At 75.0% G+C, this 26,644-nt stretch carries 26 protein-coding genes; 18 read left to right on the top strand and 8 right to left on the bottom strand.

Annotation, left to right across the window (positions count from 1 at the left end; all coding sequences use genetic code 11):
* Window positions 1-30 precede the first annotated feature (30 nt).
* Both HOP40_RS29315 and HOP40_RS29310 read right to left on the bottom strand, forming a co-directional pair.
* Window positions 31-1,212, bottom strand: coding sequence for a PrsW family intramembrane metalloprotease (locus HOP40_RS29315; RefSeq protein WP_172164884.1), 1,182 nt, complete (start codon window positions 1,210-1,212; stop codon window positions 31-33).
* Window positions 1,209-1,841: a hypothetical protein gene (locus HOP40_RS29310; RefSeq protein WP_172164881.1), complete on the bottom strand. Its 633-nt coding sequence runs from the start codon at window positions 1,839-1,841 to the stop codon at window positions 1,209-1,211. Before HOP40_RS29310 ends, HOP40_RS29315 begins: the two co-directional genes overlap by 4 nt.
* Window positions 1,842-1,979: 138 nt before the next feature.
* Between HOP40_RS29310 and HOP40_RS29305 the strand changes: the two genes are divergently transcribed.
* Window positions 1,980-2,813 (top strand): DNA/RNA non-specific endonuclease, encoded by an 834-nt coding sequence (locus HOP40_RS29305; RefSeq protein ID WP_172164878.1) that lies wholly within the window; start codon window positions 1,980-1,982, stop codon window positions 2,811-2,813.
* A 12-nt stretch (window positions 2,814-2,825) separates the two neighbouring features.
* Here the strand turns inward: HOP40_RS29305 and HOP40_RS29300 are convergent, their stop codons facing one another.
* On the bottom strand, window positions 2,826-3,293 hold the full coding sequence (locus HOP40_RS29300) for a winged helix-turn-helix transcriptional regulator (protein WP_172164875.1): 468 nt from the start codon (window positions 3,291-3,293) through the stop codon (window positions 2,826-2,828).
* A gap of 97 nt (window positions 3,294-3,390) precedes the next feature.
* Here HOP40_RS29300 and HOP40_RS29295 point away from each other — a divergent pair, with 97 nt between their 5' ends.
* The 4 genes from HOP40_RS29295 (at window position 3,391) to HOP40_RS29280 (ending at window position 6,785) form a co-directional block, all read left to right on the top strand.
* A complete protein-coding gene (locus HOP40_RS29295) occupies window positions 3,391-4,302 on the top strand; it encodes an alpha/beta hydrolase (RefSeq protein WP_172164873.1) in 912 nt (303 codons plus the stop codon).
* A gap of 103 nt (window positions 4,303-4,405) precedes the next feature.
* Window positions 4,406-5,032 carry a TetR/AcrR family transcriptional regulator gene (locus HOP40_RS29290; protein ID WP_172164870.1) on the top strand — a complete coding sequence of 209 codons (627 nt, stop codon included), beginning with the start codon at window positions 4,406-4,408 and terminating at the stop codon, window positions 5,030-5,032.
* Window positions 5,029-6,078 carry an NADP-dependent oxidoreductase gene (locus HOP40_RS29285; RefSeq protein WP_172164867.1) on the top strand — a complete coding sequence of 350 codons (1,050 nt, stop codon included), beginning with the start codon at window positions 5,029-5,031 and terminating at the stop codon, window positions 6,076-6,078. Before HOP40_RS29290 ends, HOP40_RS29285 begins: the two co-directional genes overlap by 4 nt.
* On the top strand, window positions 6,075-6,785 hold the full coding sequence (locus HOP40_RS29280; RefSeq protein ID WP_172164864.1) for an SDR family oxidoreductase: 711 nt from the start codon (window positions 6,075-6,077) through the stop codon (window positions 6,783-6,785). Before HOP40_RS29285 ends, HOP40_RS29280 begins: the two co-directional genes overlap by 4 nt.
* 275 nt (window positions 6,786-7,060) lie before the next feature.
* On the opposite strand, the gene vsr is transcribed toward HOP40_RS29280, so the two are convergent.
* Both vsr and HOP40_RS29270 read right to left on the bottom strand, forming a co-directional pair.
* Entirely contained in the window at window positions 7,061-7,501 is a 441-nt protein-coding gene (vsr, locus tag HOP40_RS29275) for a DNA mismatch endonuclease Vsr (protein ID WP_240157351.1), read from the bottom strand.
* Between the two features lie 35 nt (window positions 7,502-7,536).
* Window positions 7,537-8,187 (bottom strand): polysaccharide deacetylase family protein, encoded by a 651-nt coding sequence (locus HOP40_RS29270; protein ID WP_240157350.1) that lies wholly within the window; start codon window positions 8,185-8,187, stop codon window positions 7,537-7,539.
* A gap of 285 nt (window positions 8,188-8,472) precedes the next feature.
* Here HOP40_RS29270 and HOP40_RS29265 point away from each other — a divergent pair, with 285 nt between their 5' ends.
* The 3 genes from HOP40_RS29265 to HOP40_RS29255 all read left to right on the top strand — a co-directional run bounded on the left by HOP40_RS29265 (window position 8,473) and on the right by HOP40_RS29255 (window position 11,229).
* On the top strand, window positions 8,473-9,336 hold the full coding sequence (locus HOP40_RS29265) for an aldo/keto reductase (protein ID WP_205346963.1): 864 nt from the start codon (window positions 8,473-8,475) through the stop codon (window positions 9,334-9,336).
* A 98-nt stretch (window positions 9,337-9,434) separates the two neighbouring features.
* Window positions 9,435-10,574 carry a zinc-dependent alcohol dehydrogenase gene (locus tag HOP40_RS29260; RefSeq protein WP_240157349.1) on the top strand — a complete coding sequence of 380 codons (1,140 nt, stop codon included), beginning with the start codon at window positions 9,435-9,437 and terminating at the stop codon, window positions 10,572-10,574.
* 10 nt (window positions 10,575-10,584) lie between these two features.
* On the top strand, window positions 10,585-11,229 hold the full coding sequence (locus HOP40_RS29255) for a hypothetical protein (RefSeq protein WP_240157348.1): 645 nt from the start codon (window positions 10,585-10,587) through the stop codon (window positions 11,227-11,229).
* Here the strand turns inward: HOP40_RS29255 and HOP40_RS29250 are convergent.
* Entirely contained in the window at window positions 11,154-12,323 is a 1,170-nt protein-coding gene (locus HOP40_RS29250; protein ID WP_172164858.1) for a glycosyltransferase, read from the bottom strand. The genes HOP40_RS29255 and HOP40_RS29250 overlap by 76 nt on opposite strands.
* Before the next feature lie 48 nt (window positions 12,324-12,371).
* On the opposite strand from HOP40_RS29250, the gene HOP40_RS29245 reads away from it, so the two are divergent.
* Together HOP40_RS29245 and HOP40_RS29240 are read left to right on the top strand one after the other, a co-directional pair.
* On the top strand, window positions 12,372-13,373 hold the full coding sequence (locus tag HOP40_RS29245) for a Gfo/Idh/MocA family protein (protein WP_172164855.1): 1,002 nt from the start codon (window positions 12,372-12,374) through the stop codon (window positions 13,371-13,373).
* Window positions 13,370-14,467 carry a zinc-binding dehydrogenase gene (locus tag HOP40_RS29240; protein ID WP_172164852.1) on the top strand — a complete coding sequence of 366 codons (1,098 nt, stop codon included), beginning with the start codon at window positions 13,370-13,372 and terminating at the stop codon, window positions 14,465-14,467. Before HOP40_RS29245 ends, HOP40_RS29240 begins: the two co-directional genes overlap by 4 nt.
* Before the next feature lie 4 nt (window positions 14,468-14,471).
* On the opposite strand, the gene HOP40_RS29235 is transcribed toward HOP40_RS29240, so the two are convergent.
* Window positions 14,472-16,763 (bottom strand): hydantoinase B/oxoprolinase family protein, encoded by a 2,292-nt coding sequence (locus HOP40_RS29235; protein ID WP_172164849.1) that lies wholly within the window; start codon window positions 16,761-16,763, stop codon window positions 14,472-14,474.
* Window positions 16,760-18,883, bottom strand: a complete 2,124-nt coding sequence (locus HOP40_RS29230; RefSeq protein ID WP_172164846.1) for a hydantoinase/oxoprolinase family protein — start codon at window positions 18,881-18,883, stop codon at window positions 16,760-16,762. Before HOP40_RS29230 ends, HOP40_RS29235 begins: the two co-directional genes overlap by 4 nt.
* Window positions 18,884-19,000: 117 nt before the next feature.
* Here HOP40_RS29230 and HOP40_RS29225 point away from each other — a divergent pair, with 117 nt between their 5' ends.
* From HOP40_RS29225 to HOP40_RS29190, 8 genes are read left to right on the top strand one after another with little or no spacing between them, the layout of a single operon-like run.
* Entirely contained in the window at window positions 19,001-20,482 is a 1,482-nt protein-coding gene (locus tag HOP40_RS29225) for an FAD-dependent monooxygenase (RefSeq protein ID WP_172164843.1), read from the top strand.
* A complete protein-coding gene (locus HOP40_RS29220; RefSeq protein ID WP_172164840.1) occupies window positions 20,479-22,071 on the top strand; it encodes a (2,3-dihydroxybenzoyl)adenylate synthase in 1,593 nt (530 codons plus the stop codon). The genes HOP40_RS29225 and HOP40_RS29220 overlap by 4 nt, the downstream gene beginning before the upstream one ends.
* Window positions 22,068-22,811: a maleate cis-trans isomerase family protein gene (locus HOP40_RS29215; RefSeq protein ID WP_172164837.1), complete on the top strand. Its 744-nt coding sequence runs from the start codon at window positions 22,068-22,070 to the stop codon at window positions 22,809-22,811. The genes HOP40_RS29220 and HOP40_RS29215 overlap by 4 nt, the downstream gene beginning before the upstream one ends.
* 28 nt (window positions 22,812-22,839) lie before the next feature.
* On the top strand, window positions 22,840-23,544 hold the full coding sequence (locus HOP40_RS29210; protein ID WP_172164834.1) for a TetR/AcrR family transcriptional regulator: 705 nt from the start codon (window positions 22,840-22,842) through the stop codon (window positions 23,542-23,544).
* 58 nt (window positions 23,545-23,602) lie between these two features.
* Window positions 23,603-24,232, top strand: a complete 630-nt coding sequence (locus tag HOP40_RS29205) for a VOC family protein (RefSeq protein ID WP_172164831.1) — start codon at window positions 23,603-23,605, stop codon at window positions 24,230-24,232.
* Window positions 24,229-24,477: a hypothetical protein gene (locus tag HOP40_RS29200; RefSeq protein ID WP_172164828.1), complete on the top strand. Its 249-nt coding sequence runs from the start codon at window positions 24,229-24,231 to the stop codon at window positions 24,475-24,477. Before HOP40_RS29205 ends, HOP40_RS29200 begins: the two co-directional genes overlap by 4 nt.
* Entirely contained in the window at window positions 24,474-25,718 is a 1,245-nt protein-coding gene (locus HOP40_RS29195) for an alpha/beta hydrolase (protein ID WP_172164825.1), read from the top strand. Before HOP40_RS29200 ends, HOP40_RS29195 begins: the two co-directional genes overlap by 4 nt.
* A gap of 58 nt (window positions 25,719-25,776) precedes the next feature.
* Window positions 25,777-26,637: an ABC transporter substrate-binding protein gene (locus HOP40_RS29190; RefSeq protein WP_172164822.1), complete on the top strand. Its 861-nt coding sequence runs from the start codon at window positions 25,777-25,779 to the stop codon at window positions 26,635-26,637.
* Window positions 26,638-26,644 lie beyond the last annotated feature (7 nt).

Below are 26,644 nucleotides of genomic sequence, written 5' to 3'. Positions count from 1 at the left end.
GCGGGCCCCGACCGGTGAACGACGTCCCGCTCACGGCGGCCCCTGCCCGCGCAGCCGGGCGATCTCCGTGCGGGAGTGCCGGACGGCGTCGCTGTCGTCGCCACCGGCCTCGGCGAGGTCGTGGGCGAGGTCGAGCGCGGCGGCGAGCACGCGCTTCTCGGTGCGGCGCGTGACGCCGTCGGGGCGGTGGCGCACAGCTGCCTTCCGGTCGCGGCGGCGCCCGGCGAGGCCGTCGAGCTCCTCGGCGGTGATGGTGCCCGCCGTGACCTCGGGGCCCATGACGGCGCGCATGAACCGGGCCTCGCGCCCGGCGCCGAGCCGGAGCGCGACCAGGAGCGCGACGATGCCCGCGACCGTGGTCAGCAGCATGACCACGACGATCAGCGGGCCGCCGCGCCCGAGCGCCGCGGCACCGTCCCAGACGCCGTGCACGAGCACGGCGGCCAGCACCAGCGCGAGCCCGCGGCCGACCCGGCGGGGCTGGGCGACGGTACCGATGAGGTAGACGAGCCCGGCCGCGAACAGCGCCGTGAACAGCGCGTGCGACACCACGCCGGTGACGGTGCGCAGGGCGAAGGTCCCCACCACGCTCTCGACCTGGTCGGCACCGAAGTGCTGGGCGGCGGAGTTCTGGCCGTAGAGCATGTCCTCGAACACCTGGAAGCCCAGGCCGGTGTAGGCGCCGACGATGAGCCCGTCGTAGGCGGTGCGGACCACGACCGGGGCGAGGCCCATCACCAGCAGGAACACTGCGCCCTTGGCCGTCTCCTCGACGAACGGGGCGGCGAGGGCGGCCTGCCAGTCGACCGCGAAGGGCTGGCCGAACAGCTTGGCGTAGAGCGACGTCACCGCCGCGTTGCCGGGCAGGGCGATGACGAACGCCGCGCCCACGCCGCCGGCGAGGAACGCGGCGGTGGCCAGTCCGGCGGGGGTGCGCTCGAAGCGGTCGGCGTGGTGCAGGAAGGCCAGGAACGCCAGGGCGAACAGGCCACTGGTGACCAGCGAGGCGATGTCGGCGGCGGCGAAGACACCCGCGGTGGGCGTGACGATCTCGATCAGCTGCCGGATCCCGGCGCCGACGAGGAGCAGGTAGAGCCAGAAGCAGAGGTTGCGCGGCTGCACGAAGCGGAACGGCGCGCCCCACCCCGACACGGCGACGGCCTCGCGGCGCCGCGCCTGCTCGTCGGCCTGCGTCGCGCTCGTGGCGGTCACGATCCGTCCCCCTCGTCGCTCAGGCTCGCGATCATGCGGTCGACGTCCCCGGCGTGGGCGGCGAGCTGCGCGGGCGTGCCGGTCGCCTGGATCTGCACGCCGGTGCCGTCGAACACGAACGCGACGATCAGGCCCTCGACGGTCGGGGTCGCGAAGCTCGTGAGCGCCCCGACGTCACCGTCGTCGGTGCGGACGGTCTCGCCGGCGGAGGTCGGGCGGAAGTCGTCGCCGAGCACGGCCCGGTCGAGCAGTACCCCGCTCGCCACGAGCTCGGCCGGGGTGCCCGTCCACGGGCCGCTGGTGACCTGGAACGCCGCGCCGGCCGTGACGAGCACGAGGTCGGCGGACGTGTCGCCGCTCGCGGTGCGGTCGGTGGTGCGCAGTCCCTCCTGCACCCCCCACCCGGCGGCGGGGGTGATCGTCGCGGTGTCGGTCACCCGGAACACCTCGCCGGCGCGGGTCGTGTCGTTCCACGGCACGGCGCCGTCGATCGCGGGCAGGGCCACGACCCACAGCAGCCACACCACGACCAGCCCGATCGCGTAGGGGAACGTGCGGCGGTCCAGCCCCAGCAACCGGTGCTCGACCGGGACGCGGTGGCGGGGGTGCGGGGGCACCGTGTCGGTCATGGAGCGCCTTCCGTCGGAGTCGGCCCGTCCTGGCGGCGGCACTGCCGGTGACGACGCTGCCACAGCACGCTGTCGATCAGCACCCCCTTCCGGGGGTCGGTGGCTGTGGCGTCCCACCGGCCGTGATCGGGTGGGCCCATGACCGCCCCGGGGTACGACGCCGCCTTCCTCGACGTGCCGGTGCCGCTGCCGGTGGCCGGCCGGGTGGTGCGCGAGCTGACCTACGTCCACTTCACGGTGCTGCTCGACCCCGCCCGGCGGCTGGCCGTCGCGACCGGCGTCAATGTCGACGGGGCCGCGCTGCGCGACCTCGACCGCAGCGACGACTGGCGGCTCGACCCGCGGGTCGACGCGGGCGAGCAGGCCGGGGCGGACCTCTACGCCGGCAACGACCTCGACCGCGGGCACCTGGTGCGCCGCAGCGACCCGGTGTGGGGCGGGCCGGCGGAGGCGGAGCAGGCCGAGAGGGACACGTTCGCCTACCCGAACGCGGCGCCGCAGGCGGGGCTGTTCAACCAGTCCCGGGAGCTGTGGCTCGGTCTCGAGGACCACGTGCTGACCTACGCCGACACCCACGACGCGAAGCTGAGCGTGTTCACCGCGCCGGTCCTGGGCGCGGACGACCCGCCCTACCGCGGCGTCGGGATCCCGCGGCTGTTCTGGAAGGTGGCCGCCTGGGCCGCGCGCCCCGCACCCGGCGCGGAGCCGGTGCTGGCGGCGACGGCGTACGTGCTCGACCAGACCCCGCAGCTCGACGACATCGACCTGGAGACCGAGCGCGCGCTGCTGGCGGGCGAGCCGCCGCCGCTGGGCCCGTACCGCACCTACCAGGTGCCGGTCGCCGACGTCGCCGCCCTCACCGGGCTCGACCTGGGGTCGCTCGTCGCGGCCGACCGCCTCCCGGGTGCCGCGTCGGTCGGCACCCGCGAGCGGTGGGTCGAGCTGGGCTCCCTGTCCGAGATCCGGATGTAGCGATCCGGCCGGTCAGCCGGCGGAGGACAGGCGGTCCGTCGCCGGGACCAGGTCGTCGACCCCCTCGACGAGGTGGTCCTCGCTGCACCGCAGCTGCAGGGTGACCCGTCCGCCGCAGTCGCGGTGGTCGAGCCGGACGGGGGGCCCGTCGGGGCCCGCCAGGTGCCGGTCGCCCCACTCCCGCAGTGCGACGAGGACCGGCAGCAGCTCCTGGCCCTTCGGCGTGAGGAGGTAGCGCTGCCGGGTGCGCGAACCCGGCTCGCGGTAGGGCTCGGTCGTCAGGACGCCCTCGGCGACCAGCATGTGCAGGCGGTCGGCCAGCAGGTTGCGGGCGCAGCCGAGCCGCTCCTGGAACTCGGCGAAGCGAGCGACGCCGTACCAGGCCTCCCGCACGACGAGGAAGGTCCACTTCTCGCCCAGCAGGTCGAGGGAGCGGCCGATCGAGCAGTCGCTCCGGTCGAGGTCGTGGCCGGTGTCCATGCGACGAGTATAGAACTCCGGTGCCATCTGAGTTTAGAGTCACATACTCAGCTGGCCTCGCGGGGCCGGCGCGTCGCTCGATGGAGAGGACACGGACATGGGTAGCCCGGAAGCCACGAGGTTCGCGGAGTTCCTGGAGTCGCTGTCGGCCCGGATCGGAGCCTCCGACCAGGGGCTCGGGACGGTCCGCGACATCTGCGAGAGCCTGCACCTCGCCGGTGCGGAGCCCGAGGGCGTCACCTACGCCGAGGTCGACGCGAACGGCGTCCCGGCGATGTGGGCCGTGCCCGAGGGCGCGGGCACCGAGCACGCGCTGGTGCACTTCCACATGGGCGGCACCGTCGTCGCGTCGATGCACTCCGACCGCAAGGCCGCCGGGCACATCGCCCGGGCGGCGGGGATGCGCTCGCTGGTCGTCGACTTCCGGCGCTCGCCCGAGAACCCCTACCCCGCGCAGGTCGACGACGCGGTGGCCGCGTTCGACTGGCTCGTGTCGCAGGGCTACGCGCCCTCGCGCATCGGCAGCGTCGGGCACTCGGTCGGCGGCTTCCTCGCCGTGATGCTCGCGCTCACCCTGCGCGACCGCGGGAGCGAGCAGCCGGGCGCGATCGTCTCGATCTCCCCGTGGTGCGACCTCGAGATCGCCCACGAGGACATCACCGGGAAGGCGGACACGGACAAGCTGCTGACCAAGGAGCTCCTGGAGCTGTTCCGCCAGTGCTGGCTCGGCGGTACCGACGTCTCCTTCACCGACCCGCGGGTCAGCCTGTTGCACGCCGACCTCGCCGGTCTCGCGCCCACCAGCCTGCACTGGGGCGAGTCCGAGATCCTCGCGGGCGAGGCGGTCCTGTTCGGCAAGCGCCTGGTCGACGCCGGGGTCGACGCGCGGATCAGTCCGCTGGCCGAGGGGCAGCACTCGTTCGTCATCGCCGGTGGACGCGTTCCCGAGATCGACGAGGAGATCGCCGGGATGGGCACCTGGCTGCGCGAGAAGCTCGGAGCTGCGTAGTTCCCTCGGCGGGCGCCGCCCTGGTGCCGGGGCCGGTGCCCGCCGTCGCCGCGAATAGGAGTATGGTCGTAATATCATCGCGGATCGAGGCGGGGAGGCAGTTGTGGCGCGGTACGGCGCGGAGCACAAGGAGCGCACGCGACGGCGGATCGTCGAGACGTCGGGGCGCCGCCTGAAGACCGACGGCGTGGCCGGGTCCGGCGTGGCCGCCCTGATGGCCGACGCCGGGCTGACCAACGGCGCGTTCTACGGCCACTTCGCCTCGAAGGACGACCTCGTCGCCGGCGTGGTCACCGACCAGCTCGCCACGCAGCGCGACCGCATCGACCAGGCCATCGAGTCCTCCGGCTCGGGAGTCGAGGGCGTGGTGCGGGCCTACCTGTCGCCCGCGCACCGCGACCGTCCGGCCGAGGGCTGCGTGTCGGCGGCGCTGCTCGGCGAGATCGCCCACAGCGGCGACGCCGTCCGGCAGGCCTACACCGCGGGGCTGCTCGACGTCGTCGACGCCGTGGCCGCGCGGCTCGACCCGCGCGACCCCGCGGCGGCCCGGGTCACGGTGCTCACGGCGTTCACCGGGATGTTCGGGACGCTGCAGACCGCGCGGGCGATCACCGACCGGGCGCTGTCCGACGCGCTCCTCCAGCGCGGCGTGGACGTCGCGCTGGCCCAGCTCGGCCTGCGTCCGGCGACCGCCGGCCGGGAGACGACCACGGAGGTCGGGACGGCATGAGGGCCTTCATCGTCGACGCCTACGGCAAGGACGCGAGGCTGCGCGCGGGCGACCGGCCCGAGCCCGCGGTCGGCGACCGCGACGTGCTCGTGCGCGTCGAGGCCGCGGGGGTGAACCCGCTCGACGCCAAGATCCTGGCCGGCGAGTTCCGCCGGATCCTGCCGTACAGGACCCCGTTCGTGCTCGGCAACGACGTCGCCGGGGTGGTCGAGCGGGTCGGGCCCGCGGTGCGCCGGTTCCGCCCGGGCGACCGCGTCTACGCCCGGCCCGACGAGGGCCGGATCGGCACGTTCGCCGAGCTCGTCGCGGTCGACGAGGCCGACCTCGCGCGCACCCCGGCCGGGCTGACGGCGGAGGAGGCGGCGTCGCTGCCGCTCGTGGCGCTCACCGCCTGGCAGGCGCTGGTGGAGAGGGCGGACGTGCGGCCCGGGCAGAAGGTGCTCGTGCACGCCGGGTCCGGCGGCCTCGGCTCGGTCGCGATCCAGCTGGCCAAGCACCTCGGCGCCCACGTCGCCACGACCGCGAGCACCGCCAACGTCGACCGGGTGCGCGACCTGGGGGCCGACCAGGTGATCGACTACCGCACCACCGACTTCGAGACCGCGCTGAGCGGGTTCGACGTCGTCCTGGACTCCCTCGGCCCCGACAACCTGGCGAAGTCGCTGCGGGTGCTGCGCCCCGGCGGCCTCGCGATCAGCGTCGCCGGCCCGCCCGACCCCGCGTTCGCGCGGCGGCTGGGGAAGCCGCTGCTGCGCCCGGTCATGGCCGTCCTCAGCTGGAAGGTGCGCCGGGCCGCACGCCGGCTCGGCGTCCGCTACTCGTTCCTGTTCATGCGGGCCGACGGCGCGCAGCTGCAGGAGATCACGTCCCTGGTCGAGGCGGGCGTCCTCCGCCCCGTCGTCGACCGGGTCTTCGGTTTCGACGACACGCCGGCCGCCCTCGACCTCGTCGGCTCCGGCCGCGCCCGCGGCAAGGTCGTCGTCTCGATGGCACCCGTCACCCGGACTCCCACCTCTCAGACACCCACCCGAGGAGAACAGTCATGACCGCACTGACCGGCCGCACCGTCCTGGTGACCGGAGCCAACCGCGGGCTGGGGCGCGAGTTCGTCGCGCAGCTGCTCGAGCGCGGCGCCGCCAAGGTCTACGCCGCCGCCCGCAACCCTGTCGCGGGCGACAACCCGCGCGTCGTCGCGCTGCAGCTCGACGTCACCGATCCCGACTCCGTCGCCCGGGCCGTCGAGGCCGCACCGGACGTCGACGTCGTCGTCAACAACGCGGGCATCTCGACCCCGACCCCGGTGCTCACCCCCGACACCACCAACCTGCGCCGCGAGCTGGAGGTGAACCTGTTCGGCCCGCTGGCGGTCACCTCCGCCTTCGCCGACGGGCTCGCCGAGCGCTCCGGTGCCGTCGTCAACGTGGCGTCGGCGCTGTCCTGGATCGGGCTCGGCGCGAGCTACAGCGTGTCCAAGGCGGCGCTGTGGAGCGCCACCGACTCGATGCGCGTCGACCTCGCTCCGCGCGGTGTCCAGGTCGTCGGGGTCTACATGGGCTACGTCGACACCGACATGGCGGCCGGCGTCGACGCCCCCAAGACCTCGCCCGCGGACGTCGTCCGGCAGGTGCTGGACGGGGTGGAGTCGGGGGCGTCGGAGGTGCTGGCCGACGAGACCGCCCGCCAGGTGCGGGCGGGCCTGCACCTGCCCGTCGACGAGCGGTACGCGCCGTTCCTGGCGCCGGCGGCGGTCTGACCGACCGGGCCACCGCACCGCCGTCGGGTGCACCGCTGAGGCGACGGCGTGCGGCGCACGGCGAGGTGATCGCGGGAGTGTGACGTGGCGGTCGCGCCGGCGACCGTGGTGGTGCGGTCCCGCCGATCAAGGGCGGTCGGTGGGTGCCGGGCCTGGCCGTCCCGCGCGCGTTCCCGTCTGCCGCGCGCGTTCCCAGGTCCCGCGAGGCGCCGGGGGCGCGCGGGAGCCGGTGCGGCGAGCGGGAGCCGGTTCGGGGCGCGGGAAGGGCGGGGCGGTCACCGTGGGAAGCCGGTGCGGGCCTGCGCGATCCGCGCCACCCGCGCCGCGGCGGCGACGGGGTCCTCGTGCTCCCACACCCGCACCGGCCACCACCCCGCGGCGCGGACCGAGGCGTCGGTGTCGCGGTCGCGCGCCACGATCGACTCCAGCTTCCGGATCCACCACTCCCGGTTGGCGCGGGGCAGGTGCAGGTGGTCGGGGCAGGAGTGCCAGAAGCAGCCGTCGACGTAGACGGCGGTGCGGGCACCGCGCAGGAGCACGTCCGCCCGGCGACGGCATGACGTCCCGGGCACCGGCGCGTCGACCAGGAAGCGCAGGCCGAGGGCGTGCAGCCGGCGTCGCAGCCGCAGCTCCGGCCGGGTGTCACGGCGGCGGGTGGCCTGCATCGTCCGCCGGGCCGCGGGCGAGCTGGGCGGGGGAGCGGGGCCGGGGTCCATCCGACGATGGTCGCCGCACCCACCGACGATCCGCGTCAGGCGCCGTCCGGGAACCCCGTCGTCCAGCACTGCGCCTCGAGCCAGGGCAGCAGCTGCTCCAGGGCCGCGACGGTCTGGTCGCGGTGGCCGCCGCCGTCGTGCAGGAGCACCACGGCGCCGGGGTGGATCCCGCGCTGCACCTGCGCCACGATCGCGTCGACGCCGGGGCGGGTCCAGTCGCGGGAGTCGACGCTCCAGCCCAGCGGGCGCATGCCCGCGGCACCCGCCGCGGCCTGCAGCGCCGGCGACCAGGCGCCGCCGGGGGCGCGGAACCACGGCACCTCGGTGCCCGCGAGGTCCACCAGTTCGGCGTGGGCCAGGCCGTCGCCGGGCGCCGCGGGGTCGATGACGTGGCTGCGGCTGTGGTCGCACAGGCGCATTCCGGCGTCGACGATCGCCCGGACCAGCTCCGGGTGACGGGCGGCGTTCTCGCCCAGCAGGCAGAACGTGGCAACGGCGTGGTGGCGGGCCAGCAGGTCGAGCACCTGCGGCGTCCACCGCGGGTCGGGGCCGTCGTCGAACGTGAGCGCGACGGTCCGGGCCACTGCCGGGGTGCCGACGACGTCGGTGAGGACCTCGGGGACGGGCAGCGCGGGGGCCTCCCCGACCACGGGCACGACCTCGTGCGCCGCGACGGGCGCGGTCACGACGGCGACGGGCCGGGGCGCCGGGTCCACCGGCAGGAGCGGTGCGACCAGGCCGAAGGCGAGCAGCGCGAGCGCAGGCGCGGATCTCGGCGTGCGTGAGCTGGTGCATCGACCCTCCCCGGGCAGGTCTACCCGATCGGGGGGTTCAGTCGCGGGCGACGCGCCGAGCGCGACCATCGACCCGGCGGGCGCGCCCAGGCGCCGCACCGGTGCTCACCCGGATCGTCCGGGCGCCGGCGCCGCAGGCCCCCGGCGACCGACGCGACGGACTCCTACGGTGCTCCCATGACCACCGCAAGGACGACGCCGATCGACCTGGGCGTCCAGGGCTTCGGAGCCATGCGCCTGCGCGCCGACGACGACCCCGACCGCGACCCCGCCCGCGTCATCGGCGCGGCGCTCGACGCCGGCGTCCGGATGGTCGACACCGCCGACGCCTACGGCAACGAGGAGCTCGTCGGGCGGGCGGTCGCGCACCGCAGGGACGGGGTGGTGCTGGCGAGCAAGTTCGGCCTCGTGTGGCGGGGCCGGGTCGCGGGGGAGTTCGACGTCCGGGCCGATGCCGCCTACGTCCGCGAGGCCTGCGACGCCAGTCTCCGGCGGCTCGGCACCGATCGCATCGACCTCTACTACCTGCACCACCGCAGCGACTCCGTCCCCGTCGAGGAGACGGTCGCGGCCCTCTCCGGGCTGGTCGAGGCCGGGAAGATCGGCGCCGTCGGCCTGTCGAACGTGACCGCCGACGACCTCCGACGCGCCCACGCCGTGCACCCCGTCGCGGCGCTGCAGGAGCGGTGGTCGCTGGACGCGCGGGGCATCGAGACCGAGCTCGTGCGCACCGCGGCCGACCTCGGCGTCACGGTCGTCGCGCACTCGCCGACCGGTCACGGCACCCTGCACGACCCGGACGGCGCGGGGCGGGCGGTCCTGCGCGAGGTCGCCGCGGCCCACGGGGTGGGCGCGGGGCAGGCCGCGCTCGCCTGGGTCCACGCCCGCGGCCGCGTGCACGGCCTCGGCGTGGTGCCGCTGCCCGGCACGACCCGCGTCGCGCACGCCCGGGAGAACGTCGCGGCGGCCTCGCTCGTGCTCGCGCCCGAGGAGCTGGCCCGGCTCGACGCCGCGTGGCCTGCGGAGACCCTCCCCGCGTAGCACCCGCCCCCGAACGGCGCGTTCGACGTCCGCAGGGGCGGGTACGACACCCCCCGCGGGCCGGTGGGGCGCCGCGGGGAGGGAGCACTATGCGAGCGATGGTCTACCGGGGCCCGCACAAGGTCCGGGTCGAGGACAAACCGGTGCCGGTGGTCGAGCACCCGAACGACGCGATCGTCAAGGTCGAGCTCGCCGCGATCTGCGGCTCCGACCTGCACCTCTACCACGGGATGATGCCCGACACCCGGATCGGCCACACGTTCGGCCACGAGTTCGTCGGGCGGGTGGAGGAGGTCGGGTCGTCGGTGCGGAACCTGCAGCGCGGTGACCGGGTGATGGTGCCGTTCAACATCTACTGCGGGACGTGCTGGTTCTGCGCGCGCGGCCTGTTCTCCAACTGCCACAACGTCAACCCCAACGCGACGGCCGTCGGCGGGATCTACGGCTACTCGCACACCTGCGGGGGCTACGACGGCGGGCAGGCGCAGTACGTGCGGGTGCCGTTCGCCGACGTCGGCCCGAGCGTGATCCCGGACTGGATGGACGACGAGGACGCGCTGCTGTGCACCGACGCCCTGGCCACGGGCTACTTCGGTGCGCAGCTCGGCGGCATCGTCGAGGGCGACGTCGTCGTCGTGTTCGGGGCCGGGCCGGTCGGGCTGTACGCGGCGCGGTCGGCGTGGCTGATGGGCGCGGGCCGTGTGATCGTCATCGACCACCTGGAGTACCGGCTGGAGAAGGCGCGCAGCTTCGCCTACGCCGAGACCTACAACTTCACCGAGCACGACGACGTGGTCGTGCTGCTCAAGCGGCTCACCGGGCACCTCGGCGCCGACGTCGCCATCGACGCGGTGGGCGCCGAGGCCGACGGCAACCTGCTCCAGCACGTCACGTCGGCGAGCCTCAAGCTGCAGGGCGGCTCGCCCGTGGCGCTCAACTGGGCCATCGACGGCGTCCGCAAGGGCGCCACGGTCTCGGTGGTCGGGGCGTACGGGCCGCTGTTCAGCGCCGTCAAGTTCGGCGACGCCATGAACAAGGGGCTGACGCTGCGGATGAACCAGGCGCCGGTCAAGCGGCAGTGGCCGCGGCTGTTCGAGCACATCCGCGCCGGCTACCTGAAGCCCAACGACATCGTGACCCACCGGATCCCGCTGGAGCACATCGCCGAGGGCTACCACATGTTCGCCAACAAGCTCGACGGCTGCATCAAGCCGGTCGTGCTGCCGCACGCGTCCTGAGGAGAGGGTCATGACCTACACGTCCGAGCGGCCTCCCCTGGCCGAGACGAGCGAGGACCTGCGCGCCCGCATCCCCGGCTGGGGCGCCGACCTCGACCCGGCCGACCGCCCGTCCGTGCCGAAGCTGCAGTGGCAGGAGGACCGCAGCGGGGCGCACTGGGACTTCCCCGAGCGGCAGCCCGAGGAGCGCCCCCGCGAGCGGTCGATCGAGCACGCGTTCCTCACACCGGTGTTCGGGACGTCCTGCCCGACGAGCGGGGTGTCCGGGGCGATCCGCCGCCTCGCCTACGCCCGCTACAGCGAGGGCCGCCTCGCGCACTGGCTGCTGCTGGTGCTCGGCGACCGGGTCGACGCCTGGGGCAGCCACGCCCGCTCGTTCCTGACGCTGCGCCCCGACAACCCCGTCACCGAGACCGGGGTGCTGAGCGAGTTCCGCCGCCACGGCGTGTCCTCCCGGCTCGGGCGGGGCCGCACGGACCTGCCCCACCAGCTGGTCGTCACCCCGGTCGTCGTCGCGGGCCCGTGGGTGCTCGGCGCCGCCGCGGTCGCCCGGCTCGCGCGGCGGCGGGCGCGCCGCCGTCAGCCCGCGGTGCGGCCGGCGGTCGGCCGGACGACGCGGGCGCTGCGGGTGCTGCGGTCGAGCACCTCGCGGTAGAGGCGCAGGTACCGGTCGGCCATGCGGGCGGGGGTGAACCGCCGCGCGGCCTCGCGGCGGCAGTGCCCGCGGTCGAGCAGCTCCGCGCGCCCGACGGCCTCGGCCAGGGCGTCCTCGTCGCCGGGGTCGACGAGGAGCCCGGTCCGGCCGTCCTCGACGAGCTCGGGCAGGCAGCCGCGCCGGTACCCGACGACCGGGGTGCCCATCGCGAGGGACTCGACCACGGCGGTGCCGCCGGGCTCCTCCCAGTCGATCGGGAACAGGGCGGCCGCGGCGCCGCCGAGCACCTCGTCGCGCTCGCGCCCGCCGACGGTCCCGACCCAGCGCACCCGGGTGCCGTCGACGAGCGGGGCGACCTCCTCGCGGAAGTACCGGACGTCGGCGTTGTCGACCGGACCGGCGGCGGCGAGCGCCTCGGGGGTGTGGAACGGGCCGACGGGCCCGGCGAGGACGAGGTCGCGCCCGAGCCGGTGCGCGATCCGGGCGGCGACGTCCTGGCCCTTGTAGCGGGTGACCCGCCCGAGCACCACGAGGTGCCCGCCGTAGGGGACCTCCGGGGCCCGCCCCGCGAGCGGGGTGGCCAGGTGCACGTGCCCGACGCTGATGGCCCGCAGCGGCCGCGGCGCGGTCGTCAGCTGGTGGAACGAGACGCCGTTGACCCACACGCGACCGCCCCCGTCGATCCGCCCGTACAGGTCGGGGTGCTTGTGCAGGTCCCAGTGCAGGGTGTGCAGGACCGGCGGCGCGTCGTGGCCCAGCGCGGACAGGACGGTGAGCCCGAAGGCCTCCTGGTGGTCGTGGATGATGTCGATGTCGCCCCGGCGCACCCGGGAGGCCACGTGGTGCAGGTGCGCGGCGGCGATCCCCATGGACTGGTTGTACGGCCGGGCGAGCTCGGCGAAGCGCCCCTGCGGGAACACCGCGACCTGCTCGTCGACCTCCACCGTCGACTCCCCGACGGTCGCGAGGACGACCCGCACCCCGCGGGCGCGCAGCGGCGGGATCAGTGTCGCCAGGACGTTCTCGATACCGCCGTACCCGGGTGGGGGGACGGCCAGCCAGGGGCCGGCGTTGATCAGCACGGTGGGGGTCATGAACGTTGATGCCCGTTTCGAGCACCGGGAAACCGGCTAGTCGGGCACATGATCCCCAGGTCAGAGCAATATTCCGCCGGTTGCCGGGTCGGGTTCGTCGGAACGGGGGGCGTCGCCGCCCGCCATGCCGCGGTACTCGCCGGGTTCGACGACGCGGTGCTCGTGTCGGCCACCGACGCCGACGCGGCGCGCGCGGTCGCCTTCGCCACGGCGTTCGGCACGGACGTCGCCCCCGACATCGACGCGCTGCTGGCCCACGGGCTCGACGCGGTCTACGTGTGCGTGCCCCCGTTCGCGCACGGCCCGATCGAGGAGCGGCTGGCCGGCGCCGGCGTCGCGGTGTTCGTGGAGAAGCCGCCCGCCGTCGACGAGTCCACCGCGGAGCGCATCGCCGCGGGCTTCACCGCGGCCGGGACGACGACGCGGGTGGGGCTGCACTGGCGGGTCGGCGAGCCGGCGCTGCGGGCGCGCGCCCTGCTGGAGGGCCGGACCGTGCGGGTGGTGAACGGTCGGTGGCTGGACAAGCTCCCGCCGGTGCCGTGGTGGGGCGACCCCGCCCGGTCCGGCGGGCAGGTCGTCGAGCAGGCCGTGCACGTGCTCGACCTGGCCCGGTTCCTCGTGGGGGAGGTGGCCGAGGTGCAGGCCGTCGCCGGGGGTCCACCGGGTGACGGCACCGGGGGCGACGGGGTGCGGGTCGACGGCGCGACGGCGGCCGTGCTGCGGTTCGCCGGGGGCGCGGTCGGCACGCTGGCCACCACGTGCGCGCTGGGCTGGAAGGACTCCGCCGCCCTGCAGATCGTCACCGACGACCTCGTCCTCGACGTCGGCGAGCGCGGCCTGGAGGTGCGCGAGAACGGCGCCACCACGCACCGCCCGTTCGACCAGGCGCTCGCGCACCGGGCCGCCGACCGGGCCTTCCTCGACGCCGTCGGCGGGCACCCGGCCGTCGACGACCTGCCCGACCACGCCGAGGCGCTGCGCAGCCACCGCCTCGCCTGCGCGGTGAGCCGCTCCGCGCGGTCCGGGCGCACCGAGCAGGTGGACCCGTGACGGGGCCGACGGACCGGGTGCTGGTCGTCGACCGTCCCGGGCACGCGGAGATCCGGCACCTGCCCCGCCCCGACGCGCCGGTCGTCGTCGAGACCCTGGCCAGCGGCGTGTCCACGGGCACCGAGCTGAGCTTCTGGACGGGCACGAACCCCGCCCTGCACGCCCGGTTCGACACCGACCTCGGGCTGTTCCGGCACGGCGAGGCCGCCACCGGCTACCCGGTGACGCGGCTGGGGTACATGGAGGTCGCCCGCATCACCGGGCTCGAGACGCCGGTGCCCGGCCTGGAGGTCGGCACGACGGTGGCCATGACCTACGGGCACCGCAGCGGCTGGGCCGCCGACCCGGCGCACGAGCGGATCGTCCCGCTCCCGCCCGACCTCGACCCGCTGCTCGGGATCTACGTCGCGCACATGGGCCCGATCTGCGCCAACGGGCTCCTGCACGCCGCCGCCGACCGGGTCGGCACGCGGGTCGCCTCGCTGGGCGACGGCGTGAGCGGGCTGCGCGTGGCCGTCGTCGGTGCCGGGGTGGTCGGCCTGCTGTCCGCGCTGTTCGCGCGCCACCACGGCGCGGCCGAGGTCGTGGTCGTCGACCCCACCCCGGGGCGCCGCGCCGCCGCGGCCGGCCTGGGCGTGGACGTCCTCGACCCCGACGCGGGCGACCCGGCCCTCGAGCTCAAGCGCCGCTGGCGCCACGGTCCGGGCGACCGCGGCGCCGACGTCGTCCTGCAGTGCCGGGGCCGCGCCGCCGCCCTCGCGACGGCGCTGCGGCTGTGCCGCCCGCAGGCCACCGTCATCGACCTGGCCTTCTACAGCGACGACGCCGCCGCGGTGCGCCTGGGCGAGGAGTTCCACCACAACGGCCTGGGCATCCGGTGCGCCCAGATCGGCCGGGTGCCCCGCGGCACCGCCCCCGACTGGGACCGGAACCGGCTGTCGGCGGAGACCGTCGACCTGCTGCGGGCGCACGGGGCGGCGGTCCGCGAGCAGCTCGTCACCGACGTGCTGCCGCTCGACGCCGCCCCCGCCCTCTACGACGACCTGCACCGCCGCGCCCGACCGGTGCTGCAGGCCGTGCTCTCACCGTGCTGACCGCTCACCGTGCCGACCGCACCCCGACGTGGTCGACGTGCAGCGCCGGCACCACCGCCGAGTACAGCGCGGTCGCGCAGCCGGGGCAGGTGTACTGGCGGAACACCACCGGGTCGTCGACGTAGTCGGCCGGGTCGGCCAGCATCTGCGGGCCGGCGTCGGTGGTCGGGCCCTCGTGCAGCGCGAGGTCCAGGTCGCCGGGCTCGCCCAGGTGCTCGCCGCAGTGCCGGCAGGCCACCACCGTGCGGTCGCCCTCGGTGACCTCGACGAGGTTGTCGTCGAGCCGTCGCCCGGCGGTGGTGTCGAGCTTCGCCCCGGCCGACGGGGAGGACGACCGCTCCCGGCGGACCGTCCGCAGCCGCTCCCGCTCGGCGGCCGTCGCCGCCGCGTCGACGACGCCGTCGCGGACGACCACGCCGTAGACCGACCGGGCCGCCGCGTCCGTGATCTTCTCCTCGCGCAGGTCGCGGACGACGGCGTCGGGATCGCGGTGCAGCGGGTCGCCGTAGCCGCCCCCGCCCTGCCAGGTCATCGCGAGCACCTCGCCGGGCGCCAGGTAGCTCGACGCGTAGTTCTGGCCGATCTCGAGGGTGTCGCTGACCTCGGCCAGCGATGACGGCATCGTCCCGGCCGCCAGCAGCTCGGCGACCCGGCTCTGCCGGGCGACGACGTCGAGCCCGCTGTTGCCGGGGTGCCCGCCGGACAGCCCGGCGTTCTGGGCCACCGCCTTGCCCGCCGACGCGAGCACGAGGCCCATCGGGAGCGAGGTGCCGTGCGGGGTGATCGCCACCGACGCCCCGACGCCGCCGCGGTGGCGCCCGGGGCCGCCGGAGTCGGGCTCCTCGCGGCGCCACAGCGTGAGCACCGGGTAGAGGAACTCGGTCATCTCGACGTCGGGGATGCGGCCCATCGGGATGCAGAACAGGCCGCCGGTGTCGATGCCGTCGGCGTGCGGGCGGGCGCCGTAGCCGCCGGCCATCGGCTCCATGATGATGTTGAGGAACGGCACGGGCTGCTCGCCGCGCTGGTCGAGGCCCGCGATGACGGCGGTGTCCCACGTGCCGCAGCACGTCGCCTGGACGTTGCGGCCCAGCTCGAGCGAGCGGTCGAGCATCTGCGCGAGGCACTCGGCCACGAGGCTGCCCGTCAGCCAGGCCGGGCCGATCGGGCCGCGCCCGACGGCGGCGGGGAAGGTCGCGTTGTTGAGCGTGCCCTCCTCGGTGACGAGGTCGAAGCAGCGCATCAGCCCGCCCGCCGACCACGGGATGTCGCCGGCCAGGATCGGCAGCAGCGCGAGCATGACCCCGCCGCGCATCCCGGCGTAGGTGCAGTTGACGACGCCGGACTGCGGGTCGGTGCCGGTGAAGTCGAACGTCAGGTGGTCGCCGGTCTTCGTCGTCGTCAGCGTGATCCTGTGGAGCCCGCGGTCGCCCTCGTGGGACTGGTCCTGGTAGCCGGTGGCGCTCCACGACCCGTCGGGCAGCGAGGCGAGCTTGTCGCGCAGCCGGTGCTCGGCGTCGCCCATCATCCGCTTCATCACGGCCTTGACGGTGTCGGCGCCGTACTGCGCGATCAGCGCGAGGATCCGCTCGCGGCCGACGTTGTTGGCGCCGACCTTCGCCCGCAGGTCCAGACCCACGAGCATCGGGACGCGCGAGCGGCGCACCCAGACGTCGGCGACGTCGCGCTGGAGCTGGAAGTCGCGCACCACCTTGACCGGCGGCGTGGGCAGCGACTCGGAGAACACGTCCTGCGCCGCGGGGGAGAAGGAGCCCAGGCCGACGCCGCCGAGGTCGGGCTCGTGGCAGATCGCGCTGGTCCAGGCGAACAGCTTCCCCTCGTGGAAGACCGGCTGGTAGACCATCGTGTCGTTCTGGTGCAGCCCGCCGCCGACCCACGGGTCGTTGGTGAGGAACATGTCGCCCTCGGCGATGCCGGGGTTGGCGGCGCGGTGCCGCAGCGTCCAGTAGATCGCCAGGTCCACGGCGCCGACGAGCATCGTGTTGTAGAGCCCGACCTGCACCTCCTGGCCCAGCTCGTCGCTGATGGCGAAGTCGAAGTCGTTGGCGTCGGTGACGATCGGCGAGCCGGACATGCGCTTGAGCGCCTCGCCCATCTCGTCGGTGACCGACCAGAGGCGGTGCCGGACGACCTCGTAGGTGAGCGGGTCGAGGCCGTCGATCTGCTCCTGGGTGACGGTGTGGGTCGCGAGCGTCGACGGCAGCGAGCGCTGCAGTTCGTCGGGGTCGACGGGACGGCTGGAGAAGACCTCCGAGCCGGGGATGGGCATGGTCACGACGGGCTCCCGACGGTGGAGGTGGGCCGGAGGGTGAGGTTGCCGAGGCGGTCGACGGTGCCGGTGGTGCCGCCGGGCACGACGACGGTCGTCGTCGGCACCTCGACGATCGCCGGCCCGGTGAGGACGTGGCCCGCGCGCAGCCTGCGGTAGTCGTAGATCGTGGTGTCGACGTAGCCGGTGGCCGCGTCGAGGCACACCGGACGGCTGCCGACGACCGCGTCGGACGGGTCCGGGGAGTCGGCGACGCCCGTCGCGGGCAGCTCGGGGGAGAACGGCAGCCGGCCCACGCCGCGCACGCGGAACGTGATGGCCTGGATGCCGGCCTCCCGGAACCCGGCCTCCGCGCCGTAGAGGGCGGCGTAGCGCTCCTCGAACGCCGCCGCCGCGGCCTCGACCGCGGCCGTGTCGAGCGGTCCGCCCGGCACCGGCGCGGTGACCTCGGCGAGCTGCATCGTGTAGCGCATGTCGATCTCGCGGTGCAGCTCCACCGCGGAGAACGACACGCCCTGGCGGTCGAGGCCGTCGCGCACGCGCTGCTCGAGCTCGGCGAAGTTGCGCTCGGCCCGCTGCGGGTCGAACGGCACGACGGTCGGGTCCGACAGCTCGGCCGCGAGGACGATGTCCGACGCAGCGAGCCCGAACGCCGAGAACGCGGACGCCACCGGGCCCAGCGGCACGACGACCTCCTCGACGCCCACCTCGGCGGCGTAGCGCGCGCAGTGCGCGGGGCCGGCGCCGCCGAAGGCGTAGAGGACGAACCCGCGCGGGTCGTGCCCCGCCTCGACGACGGACTTGCGCAGCAGGTCGCCGGTCTGCGCGTTCTGGATCGCGTGGATCGCGGCGGCGGCCTCCTCGACCGAGAGGCCCAGCGGCTTCGCGATCTGGGTGTCGATCGCCTGGCGGGCCAGCTCCAGCGACAGCGGCTTGCGCCCGCCGAGCAGGCCGCGCTCGGTGAGGATGCCGAGCACGAGGTTGGCGTCGGTGTTGGTCGGCTCGGTGCCGCCCTGGCCGTAGCAGGCGGGGCCGGGCACGGCCTGCGCGCTGCGCGGCCCGATCCGCAGGTTGCCGCCCGCGTCGAGCCAGGCGATCGCCCCGCCGCCCGAGCCGATGGCGTCGACGCGCAGGGTGGGCACGTTGACCGGGTGGTGGTTGATGATCGTCGTCGTGTCGCGGACGGGCTCCCCGTCGACGACCAGGCCGGCGAGGAACGTCGTGCCGCCGACGTCGGTGGAGATGATGTTGCGGTGGCCGAGCTGGCGGCCCAGCTGCACCGACCCGACGACGCCGCCGGTGAGCACCGAGCCGACCGTGGAGATCGCCGCGGCCGGTGCCTGCGCGGCCGCGACGGCCCCGCCGTTGCTCTGCATCACCAGCAGCGGGCCGGCGAGGCCCTGCGCGCGCAGGGCGTCCTCCAGCGTCGTGAGGTAGTCGCGCAGGCCGGGCCCGATCTGCGTGCTCATGATCGTCGTCGCGTTGCGGGAGAACTCGCGGATGCGCGGGCTGACCTCGCTGGACAGCGCGACGAAGACGTCCGGGTCCTGCTCGGCGACGAGCTCGCGCAGGCGCTGCTCGTGGGCGGGGTTGCGGAAGGACCAGAGCAGCGAGATCGCGATCGCGCGGACGCCGTCGTCGAGCAGCGCGCGGATCGCGGCCCGGGCGCCGTCCTCGTCCAGCGCGACGATCACGGTGCCGTCGCGGTCGATGCGCTCGGTGACCTCCAGCGCGTGCCGCTTGGGCAGCAGGTGGTGGCCCTTGTCCTGCTCGAGCACGTGCTGCAGCTCGTGCGGGGAGCGGCCGAGGTAGCGCCCCTCGACGTTCATGATGAAGATCGAGTCGCGGTGCCCCTTGGTGGTCAGGAACCCGACCGGCGGGACGTTGCCCATGACCAGCGCGTTGAGCGAGGACGTCGTGCCGTGCGCGATGTGGTGGGTGTCGGCCAGCATCTCGGGCAGCGTCCGGCCGATCTGCTCGGCGAGCAGCCCGAGGACGTCGAGCACGCCCCGGGAGTAGTCGGGCGGGGTGGACGGTGACTTCGCGGCGACCACCGTGCCGGAGTCGTCGTCCAGCACGGCGTCGGTGAACGTGCCGCCCACGTCCACGCCGATGACATAGGTCATGACTCACGCTCCTTCGCGGAGACGGCCGCAGGGAACTGCGGTCCTGACGGTTGCGTAGACTATTCAACGTCTGAGAAAGTAGTCAAGGACGTCATCGACCGCTTCGAGGAGGAACGCATGCAGCCACGCCGGGTCGCGGTGCTCGGGGGTGGGCCCGGTGGGCTCTACGCCGCGCGCCTGCTCAAGCTGGCGCAGCCCGCCTGCGAGGTCGTCGTGCACGAGCAGGGCGACCGCGAGACCACGTTCGGCTTCGGCGTGGGGCTGGCGGCGGGCACGCAGCGGAAGCTGGAGGCCGCCGACGCCGACACGCTGCGCGACATCCGGGCGGCGGGCCGGCGCCACGACATGACGATGGAGGTCGGCGGCGCGGTCGCCCGGGTGCGCAACGACCACCTCATCGGCATCGCGCGCACCGAGCTCCTCGACGTGCTGCAGCGCCACGCCGAGAAGGCCGGCGTGCAGCTGGAGTACGGCTCCCGCCGCACGGCCGACGACCTGGACGCCGACGTGGTCGTCGCCGCCGACGGCGTCGGCAGCGCCACCCGTGAGGCGGGGGAGTTCGGCACGCGCGTGGAGACCGGCCGCGGGCTCTACCTCTGGTGCGGCGCCGCGTTCGCGCTCGACGACGCCGTCTTCGCGGCCGTCGACACCGGGCACGGCACCTTCGTCACCCACGCCTACCCCTACGCGCCCGACCGCAGCACGTTCCTGGTCGAGACCGACGAGGCGACGTGGCGGGCGGCGGGGTTCGAGACGCCCGACCTGGATGCCGACGGCACCGACGCCCGCTCGCTGGACCACCTCGCCGCCGTGTTCGCCGGGCACCTGCGGGGGCACGCGCTGATCGGCAACCGCACCCGCTGGACGCGGTTCCGCACGGTCCGCTGCGACCGCTGGTCCGACGGGCGCGTGGTGCTGCTCGGTGACGCCGCCCACACCGCGCACTTCTCCATCGGCTCGGGCACCAAGCTCGCGATGGAGGACGCGATCGCGCTGGTCGCGGCCCTGGGCGAGGAGGAGGCCGCTGCCGCGGCGTTCGCCCGGTACGAGGCCGAGCGCCGCCCGGCCGTCGAGCGGCTCCAGGAGCTGGCCCGGCGCAGCCGCCTGTGGTGGGAGTCCTTCCCGTCGCGCACGCACCTGCCGGTGGAGCGGCTGATGGTGTCCTACATGACCCGGGCGGGGAACGTGCCGCTCGACCGGTTCGCCGCGACGAGCCCGGACGTGGTCGGCGCCGCGCTCGGGCAGTACGCGGGCGTCGCGCCGGTGGTGCCCGGCGACGTGACGGGGTGGGTGCTCGAGCAGGCGGCCCCGGCGCCAGGAGGTCTCGACGTGGCGGAGACCGTCGTCGACGCCGTCGTGGACGACCCGTGGGGCCCCGAGGCCGACGCCGTCGTGGCCGGGAGCGCCGGGGCCGCGGCGGTCCGGGTCGTCGGCCCGCCGGACCGGTCCGCGCTGCTCACCCGGCTCGACCTCGCCGAGCGGCTGCGCCTGGAGGCCGGCGCCGTCGTCACGGTCGAGGGGCCGCCGGAGCTGCGCGACGACCTCGCCGCCGGGCTGGTCAGCGGCCGCGCCGACCGCGTCGCGCTGGTGGCGTCGTGAGCGTCCCGTACCCGCCGGAGTTCGTCCGCCGCTACCGCGACGCCGGGTTGTGGGGCGACCGGACGATCGCCGACGAGCTCCACGCCGTCGCCCGCGCGCACGCCGACCGCCTCGCAGTGGTCGCGGCCGAGGGCCGCCTGACCTTCGACGAGCTCGACGCCGCCTCCGACCGCCTCGCCGCCGGGCTGGCCGCGCGGGGCCTGGCTCCGGGCGACCCGGTGCTGTTCCAGGTCACCAACCGGCTCGCGACCGTCGTCGCCTGGTACGGCGTGCTCAAGGCCGGGCTGGTGCCGGTCTGCACGCTGGCCGCGCACCGCGGGCACGAGATCGGCGACATCAGCAGGCGGGTCGGCGCCGTGGCGCACCTCGTCGAGGCCGGGACGCGGGGGTTCGACCTCGTCGCGTTCGCCCACGAGCAGGCGGCCGGGCACCCGACCCTGCGGCACGTGCTCGTGCTCGACGAGCTGCACGCGCTGGGCGCGGGGCTCGACCGGGCGGCCGCGCGCGCGGTCGTCGAGGAGGTCCAGCGCGGGATCGACCCCGACGACGTCGCGGTGTTCCAGCTCTCCGGCGGCACGACCGGGGTGCCCAAGGTGATCCCGCGCCGGCACGCCGAGTACTGGTACAACGCCGCCGAGTACGCCCGCTCCTGGGGCTGGACGCCCGACACCCGCGTCGCGCACCTCATCCCGGTGATCCACAACGCCGGGATCGTCTGCGCGGTGCACGGCCCGCACTCCGCCGGGGCCGCCCTGGTGCTCGGCACCGCCGACCTCGACGCCTCGCTGCCGCTGCTCGCCGACGCCGGCGCCACGCACGTCCTGCTCGGGCACGGCCACTTCGGCGCGCCCGACCACCCCGGCTTCGACGCCGTCGCGCGCACCCTGACCCAGGTCGTGCTGTCCGGGAGCAAGGTCCCGCCCGCGCTGTTCGACGCGATCGAGCGCCGCGGCCTCTGGTCGGGCCAGCTGTTCGGGATGGGCGAGGGCCTGTTCCTCACCACCCGGCCCGGCGCCGCCCGCGAGGCCCGCGCGACCACCGTCGGCATCCCGCTCTCGCCGCACGACGAGATCCGCGTCCTGGAGCCGGGCACCGAGGACGAGGTCGCCGACGGCGAGGTCGGCGAGCTGTGCTGCCGCGGCCCGTACACGCTGCGCGGCTACCTGGACGCGCCCGAGCACAACGCCCGGGCGTTCACCTCCGACGGCTTCTACCGCACCGGCGACCTCGCCGCGGTCCGCACGATCGACGGCGAGCGCTGCGTGTCGATCGAGGGCCGGATCAAGGACCTGATCAACCGCGGCGGCGAGAAGATCAGCGCCGAGGAGGTCGAGCTGCTCCTGCTGCGCCACCCCCGCGTGCGCGGAGCGGCCGTCGTCGCGGTGCCGGACCCGCGGCTGGGGGAGCGCAGCTGCGCGTTCCTCGTCGTCGACGGGGAGCCGCTCGGGCTCCCGGAGGTCCAGCGGCACTTCGCCGGCCTGCAGGTCGCGAAGTTCAAGTGGCCCGAGCGCGTCGAGCTGCTCACCGAGATCCCGCGCACCCTCGTCGGCAAGGTCGACAAGAAGCGCCTGACGGAAGGACTCCGATGACGCCGCTGCACCGGATCGGGCTGGTCGTCCCCAGCTCCAACGTCACGGTCGAGACCGAGGTGCCGGCGCTGCTCGCCCGGCACGCCGGCGCCCGGTTCTCCTTCCACTCCAGCCGGATGCGCATGCACACGGTGTCGCCGGAGGAGCTGCGCGCCATGAACGACCAGCGCGGGCGGTGCGTCGACGAGCTGGCCGACGCCGGCGTCGACGCGCTGCTCTACGCCTGCCTCGTCGCGCTCATGGCGCAGGGCCCGGGGGAGCACCGGCGCGCGGAGGAGGCCGTCACCGCGCAGCTGGCGGCGGCCGGGCAGGCCCCGGCGGTCCTGTCGAGCGCGGGCGCGCTCGTCTCGGGGCTGCACGCGCTGGGCGCGCGGCGGATCGGGCTGGTCACGCCCTACCTGCTCCCGCTCGCGAAGCAGGTCGTGGAGTACCTGGAGTCGGAGGGGTTCACAGTGCGGTCCTTCGCCGCGCTCGAGGTCGGCGACAACGCCGAGGTCGGCTGCATCCCCGGCGACCGCGTCCTCGACGCCGCCCGCGGGCTCGACCTCGTCGGCGCCGACGCGCTCGTCATCTCCGCGTGCGTGCAGATGCCGTCGCTGGACCTCGTGGCCCCGGCGGAGGCGGAGTTCGGCCTCCCGGTGCTGTCGGCCGCCACGGCCGGGGCGCACGCCCTGCTGCGCGCGCTGGAGCTGCCCGCCGTGCTGCCCGGGGCCGGGGCGCTGCTCGCCGCGGGCGGGTGACGTGCCCCGCCGCACTACGCTGACGACCATGAGCGGCCCGGCGGAGCGCAGGAACGGCCGCGGCGCCTCCCGCCGCGAGCTCGTCGAGAACGAGATGTACGACCACGCCGTGCGGCTGTTCGCCGAGCGCGGCTTCGCCGGCACGAGCCTGCAGGACATCGCCGACGCCATGGGCGTCACGCGTCCGGCGCTCTACTACTACGTCAAGAGCAAGGACGAGCTGCTGGCGAAGCTGGCGGCCGACGTGGCGGGCGGGTCGGCGTCGGAGATGGCCGAGATCGCCGCCCGCACCGACCTCGACGCGCTGGGCAAGCTGCACGCCATCGCCCGGCTCACGGTCGTGCGGCTGGCCCGCCAGCCCGACCGGTTCCGGCTGCTCATCCGCTCCGAGGCCGAGCTGCCCCCCGAGCTCGCGGCGTCCTACGTCGCGAGCCGGCGGGCGGTGCTCAAGGCCGTCGCCGACGTCGTGGAGCAGGGGGTCGTCGCCGGGCAGCTCCGCCCCGTCGACGCCCGCGTGGGCGCGCTCGCGGTGATCGGCATGTGCAACTGGGTGGCGTGGTGGTTCCGGCCCGACCGCGACGACGTCGACGCCGTGGCCGACCAGATCGCCGACATGGCGCTCGCCGCGCTGCAGCGCGCCGACCACCGCACGCCCGAGGGCGAGGGGCCGGCGGCCGCGATCGCCATGCTGCGCCAGGACCTGGACCACCTCGCACGCGTCCTGGACGTGTGATTCGTCGCTCGTGTAGAACTGTTGACGCTCCTGTAGAAGCGGGCGTACCGTCGTACCCATGACGGAACTCGACCACCGCGTCCAGGGCGTCGACCACACGGCGTTCCCGACCTTCGACCCCGCCGGCACGGTCCGCTTCTACCGCGACGTGCTCGGCTTCCCCGTCGTGCACTCGATCTGCGCGGCGGGCTGGGGCCCGGAGGACCACCCCGACTTCATCCACTTCTTCTTCGACATCGGCAACGACGACCGGATCGCGTTCTTCTACTACTTCGGGCTCGCCCCGGTGCACGAGCACGCGCGCGGCGACGTCTACGCCGGGTTCGGGCCGGACGTGCCGGAGTTCTTCGTGCGGTCGCGCCACCTCGCCATCCACGTCGCCGACGAGGACGACCTGCTGGAGTACCGGCGCCGCCTCGACGACAGCGACTGGCCCGTCGAGATGCAGATCAAGCACGAGACGATCGAGTCGATCTACACCCACGACCCCAACGGCTACATGGTCGAGTTCACGCGCGCGATGCGGCCGGTCACGCCGCAGGAGGACCTCGACGCGAACCTCACCATCGACGCGCTGCTCGACGTCGTCGACGAGGGGGAGCCGACGTTCGGCAAGCTGCTGGCGCGCAAGGCGGAGCTGATCGTCGAGCGGGCCGCGGCGTGGGAGCTCACCCGGACGCCGCGATGACCGTCCTCTACGTCCTCGACGTGCCCGAGAACACGCCGCTGGCGAAGGTCGCCGCGCAGGACCCGACCGTCACCGTCGACCGGATCGGGCCCTACTTCGCGATCGCCGCCGACGGGCCCATCGTGATCGACCGCCGGGCCACCGGCTGCCGGCACGCCGTCTGGTACAGCTCGGTCGCCGGGGTGGAGCGGGGCAGTCGGATCACCCAGCACGACAAGGACGCGCTGCGGGTGGAGCCGGCATGACCACGACCGAACGGCTGGGCGCGGGGCGGTACCTCGACGCCGGCGCCCGCCCGGACGCCACGGCCACGTCGGTGCACGAGCTGACCACCGCCGACGGCGCGACGGTCCGGGGCGTGCTGGCCACGGTCCCGGGCGCCACCACGGTGGTGTGCCTCACGCACCCGCGCCAGGACCTCACCCACCACCCGCTGGTGCCGGTGCTGCTGCAGGCCGGCGTCGCGGTGTGGACGCAGCACACGCGGTCGGTCAACAACGACCTCGCGCTCGTGCACGAGCAGGCGCTGCTCGACGTCGCCGCGGGGCTCTCGCTGATGCGCGAGCGGTTCGCGTCGGTCGTCACGCTCGGGCACTCCGGCGGCGGCCCGCTCTACGCGTTCTACTTGGAGCAGGCCGGGCTGGCGCCCGCCGACCGGATCGCGACGACGCCGGGCGGGCGCCCGACCGGGCTCGCCGACGCCGTGCTGCCCGCCGTCGACGGGGCGGTGTTCCTGGCGCCGCACCCCGGGCAGGGCCGGCTCCTGCTGGGCTGCATCGACCCGTCGGTGGCCGACGAGTCCGACCCGCTCTCGGTCGTGCCCGACCTCGACCCCTACGACCCGGCCAACGGGTTCGCCGAGCCGCCGCACAGCTCGTCCTACGACGCCGCCTTCCTCGAGCGGTACCGCGCCGCGCAGCGCGACCGGGTCGCCCGCATCGACGCCGTCGCCCGGCTGCACCTGGCGCGCGCCGCCGAGGCCCGCGCCGCCGCGAAGCGCACCGGCTCCGCGGCCGACCGGCGCCGCGCGCTGGCCCCGCGGATCATGGTGGTGCCGCGCACCGACGCCGACCCGCGCACCGTCGACCTGTCGATCGACCCGAGCGAGCGGCCCTACGGCTCGCTGTTCGGGCGTCGCCCCGACCTGATCAACTACGGGCAGGTGGGGTTCGGGCGGGTCACGACACCGGAGGCCTGGCTGTCGACGTGGTCGGGCCTGAGCTCGCACGCCGACTTCGTCCGCTGCGCCCCCGGCGTCACCGCCCCGACGCTGTTCCTGGAGCTCACCGGCGACCAGGCCGCGTTCCCGGCCGACTCCCGCCGGATGGTCGACGCCCTCGGCGCCGCCGACCTCACCCACCGCACCGTCCGCGGCCTGCACTTCGGCGCCGCGATCGCCGAGGGCGAGCCCACGGGCAACGCGCTGGCGGGGGAGGAGATCGCCGCCTGGCTCGGCGAGCGCTTCGCGACCGTGCCGCCGGGTTGATCACAGGGCCCTGCTCGTCCCCACCGTCGACGACGCCACCCGCCGCCGGTTCTTCTCGGTGCTCGCCGGCGCCGGACTGCTGACGGTCGGGTGCGCGGCGCCCCCGGCCCCGGCCCCGGCCGCGGTCCGGCGGGTGCGCGACGACCTCGGCCGCGACGTCGACGTGCCCGCCGACCCGCAGCGGGTGGTCGTGCTCGATCCCAACCACCTTCCCCCGCTGCTGGGCGAGGCGGCCTCGCGGATCGAGGCGGTCGGGCCGCTCGGGCAGGTGAGCGTGGAGTCGATCGTGGGGCTGGAGCCGGACCTGATCCTGTTCGCCGCGGACTACCAGGACGACCTCGACCCCGAGGTGCTGCAGCGGATCGTGCCCACCGTCGCCTACTCGCTGCGGCCGAGCGTCCAGGACCACCTGCGCTTCGTCGCGTCGGTCCTGGGCCGCGAGGGCGCCGCGGAGGACCTCATCTCCGGCTTCGACGCCGTGCTGGCCGCCCGCCGAGCCGAGCTGGGCCTCGCGGATCGGCCGGTCGCCGGCGTGGGGATGGAGAACTCCGAGGCCGTCGCCACCGTCGACGTCACCGGCCCCGACAGCGTCTTCGGCGAGCTGCTCACCGGCCTCGGCGTGCGGCTCGTGCCCGCGACCGTCGACGGGGCGCCGGTGGAGGGACTGCTGGAGGACTTGTCCGCCGAGAACCTGGGCACGCTGCTGGGCGAGGCCGAGACCCTGATCGTCAGCCGGCGCTTCGGCGGCGACGAGCTGGAGCGCGGGTTCGCCGCCACCGTCGACTCGCCGGTCTGGACCCGCCTGCCCGCCGTCGCCGCCGGCCGGGTGGCCTACGTCGACAACCAGCTGGTCTACGGCTCCTTCGGGCTGCGCGGGTTCGAGGTGCTGCTCGACGACATCGCGGCGCAGCTGGGCTGAGCCGGCG

It is taken from the genome of Pseudonocardia broussonetiae (assembly GCF_013155125.1).
Classification (GTDB): domain Bacteria; phylum Actinomycetota; class Actinomycetes; order Mycobacteriales; family Pseudonocardiaceae; genus Pseudonocardia; species Pseudonocardia broussonetiae.
The sequence above is the reverse complement of the archived record's forward strand: the minus strand, read 5'-3'. Positions and strand labels throughout refer to the sequence as shown.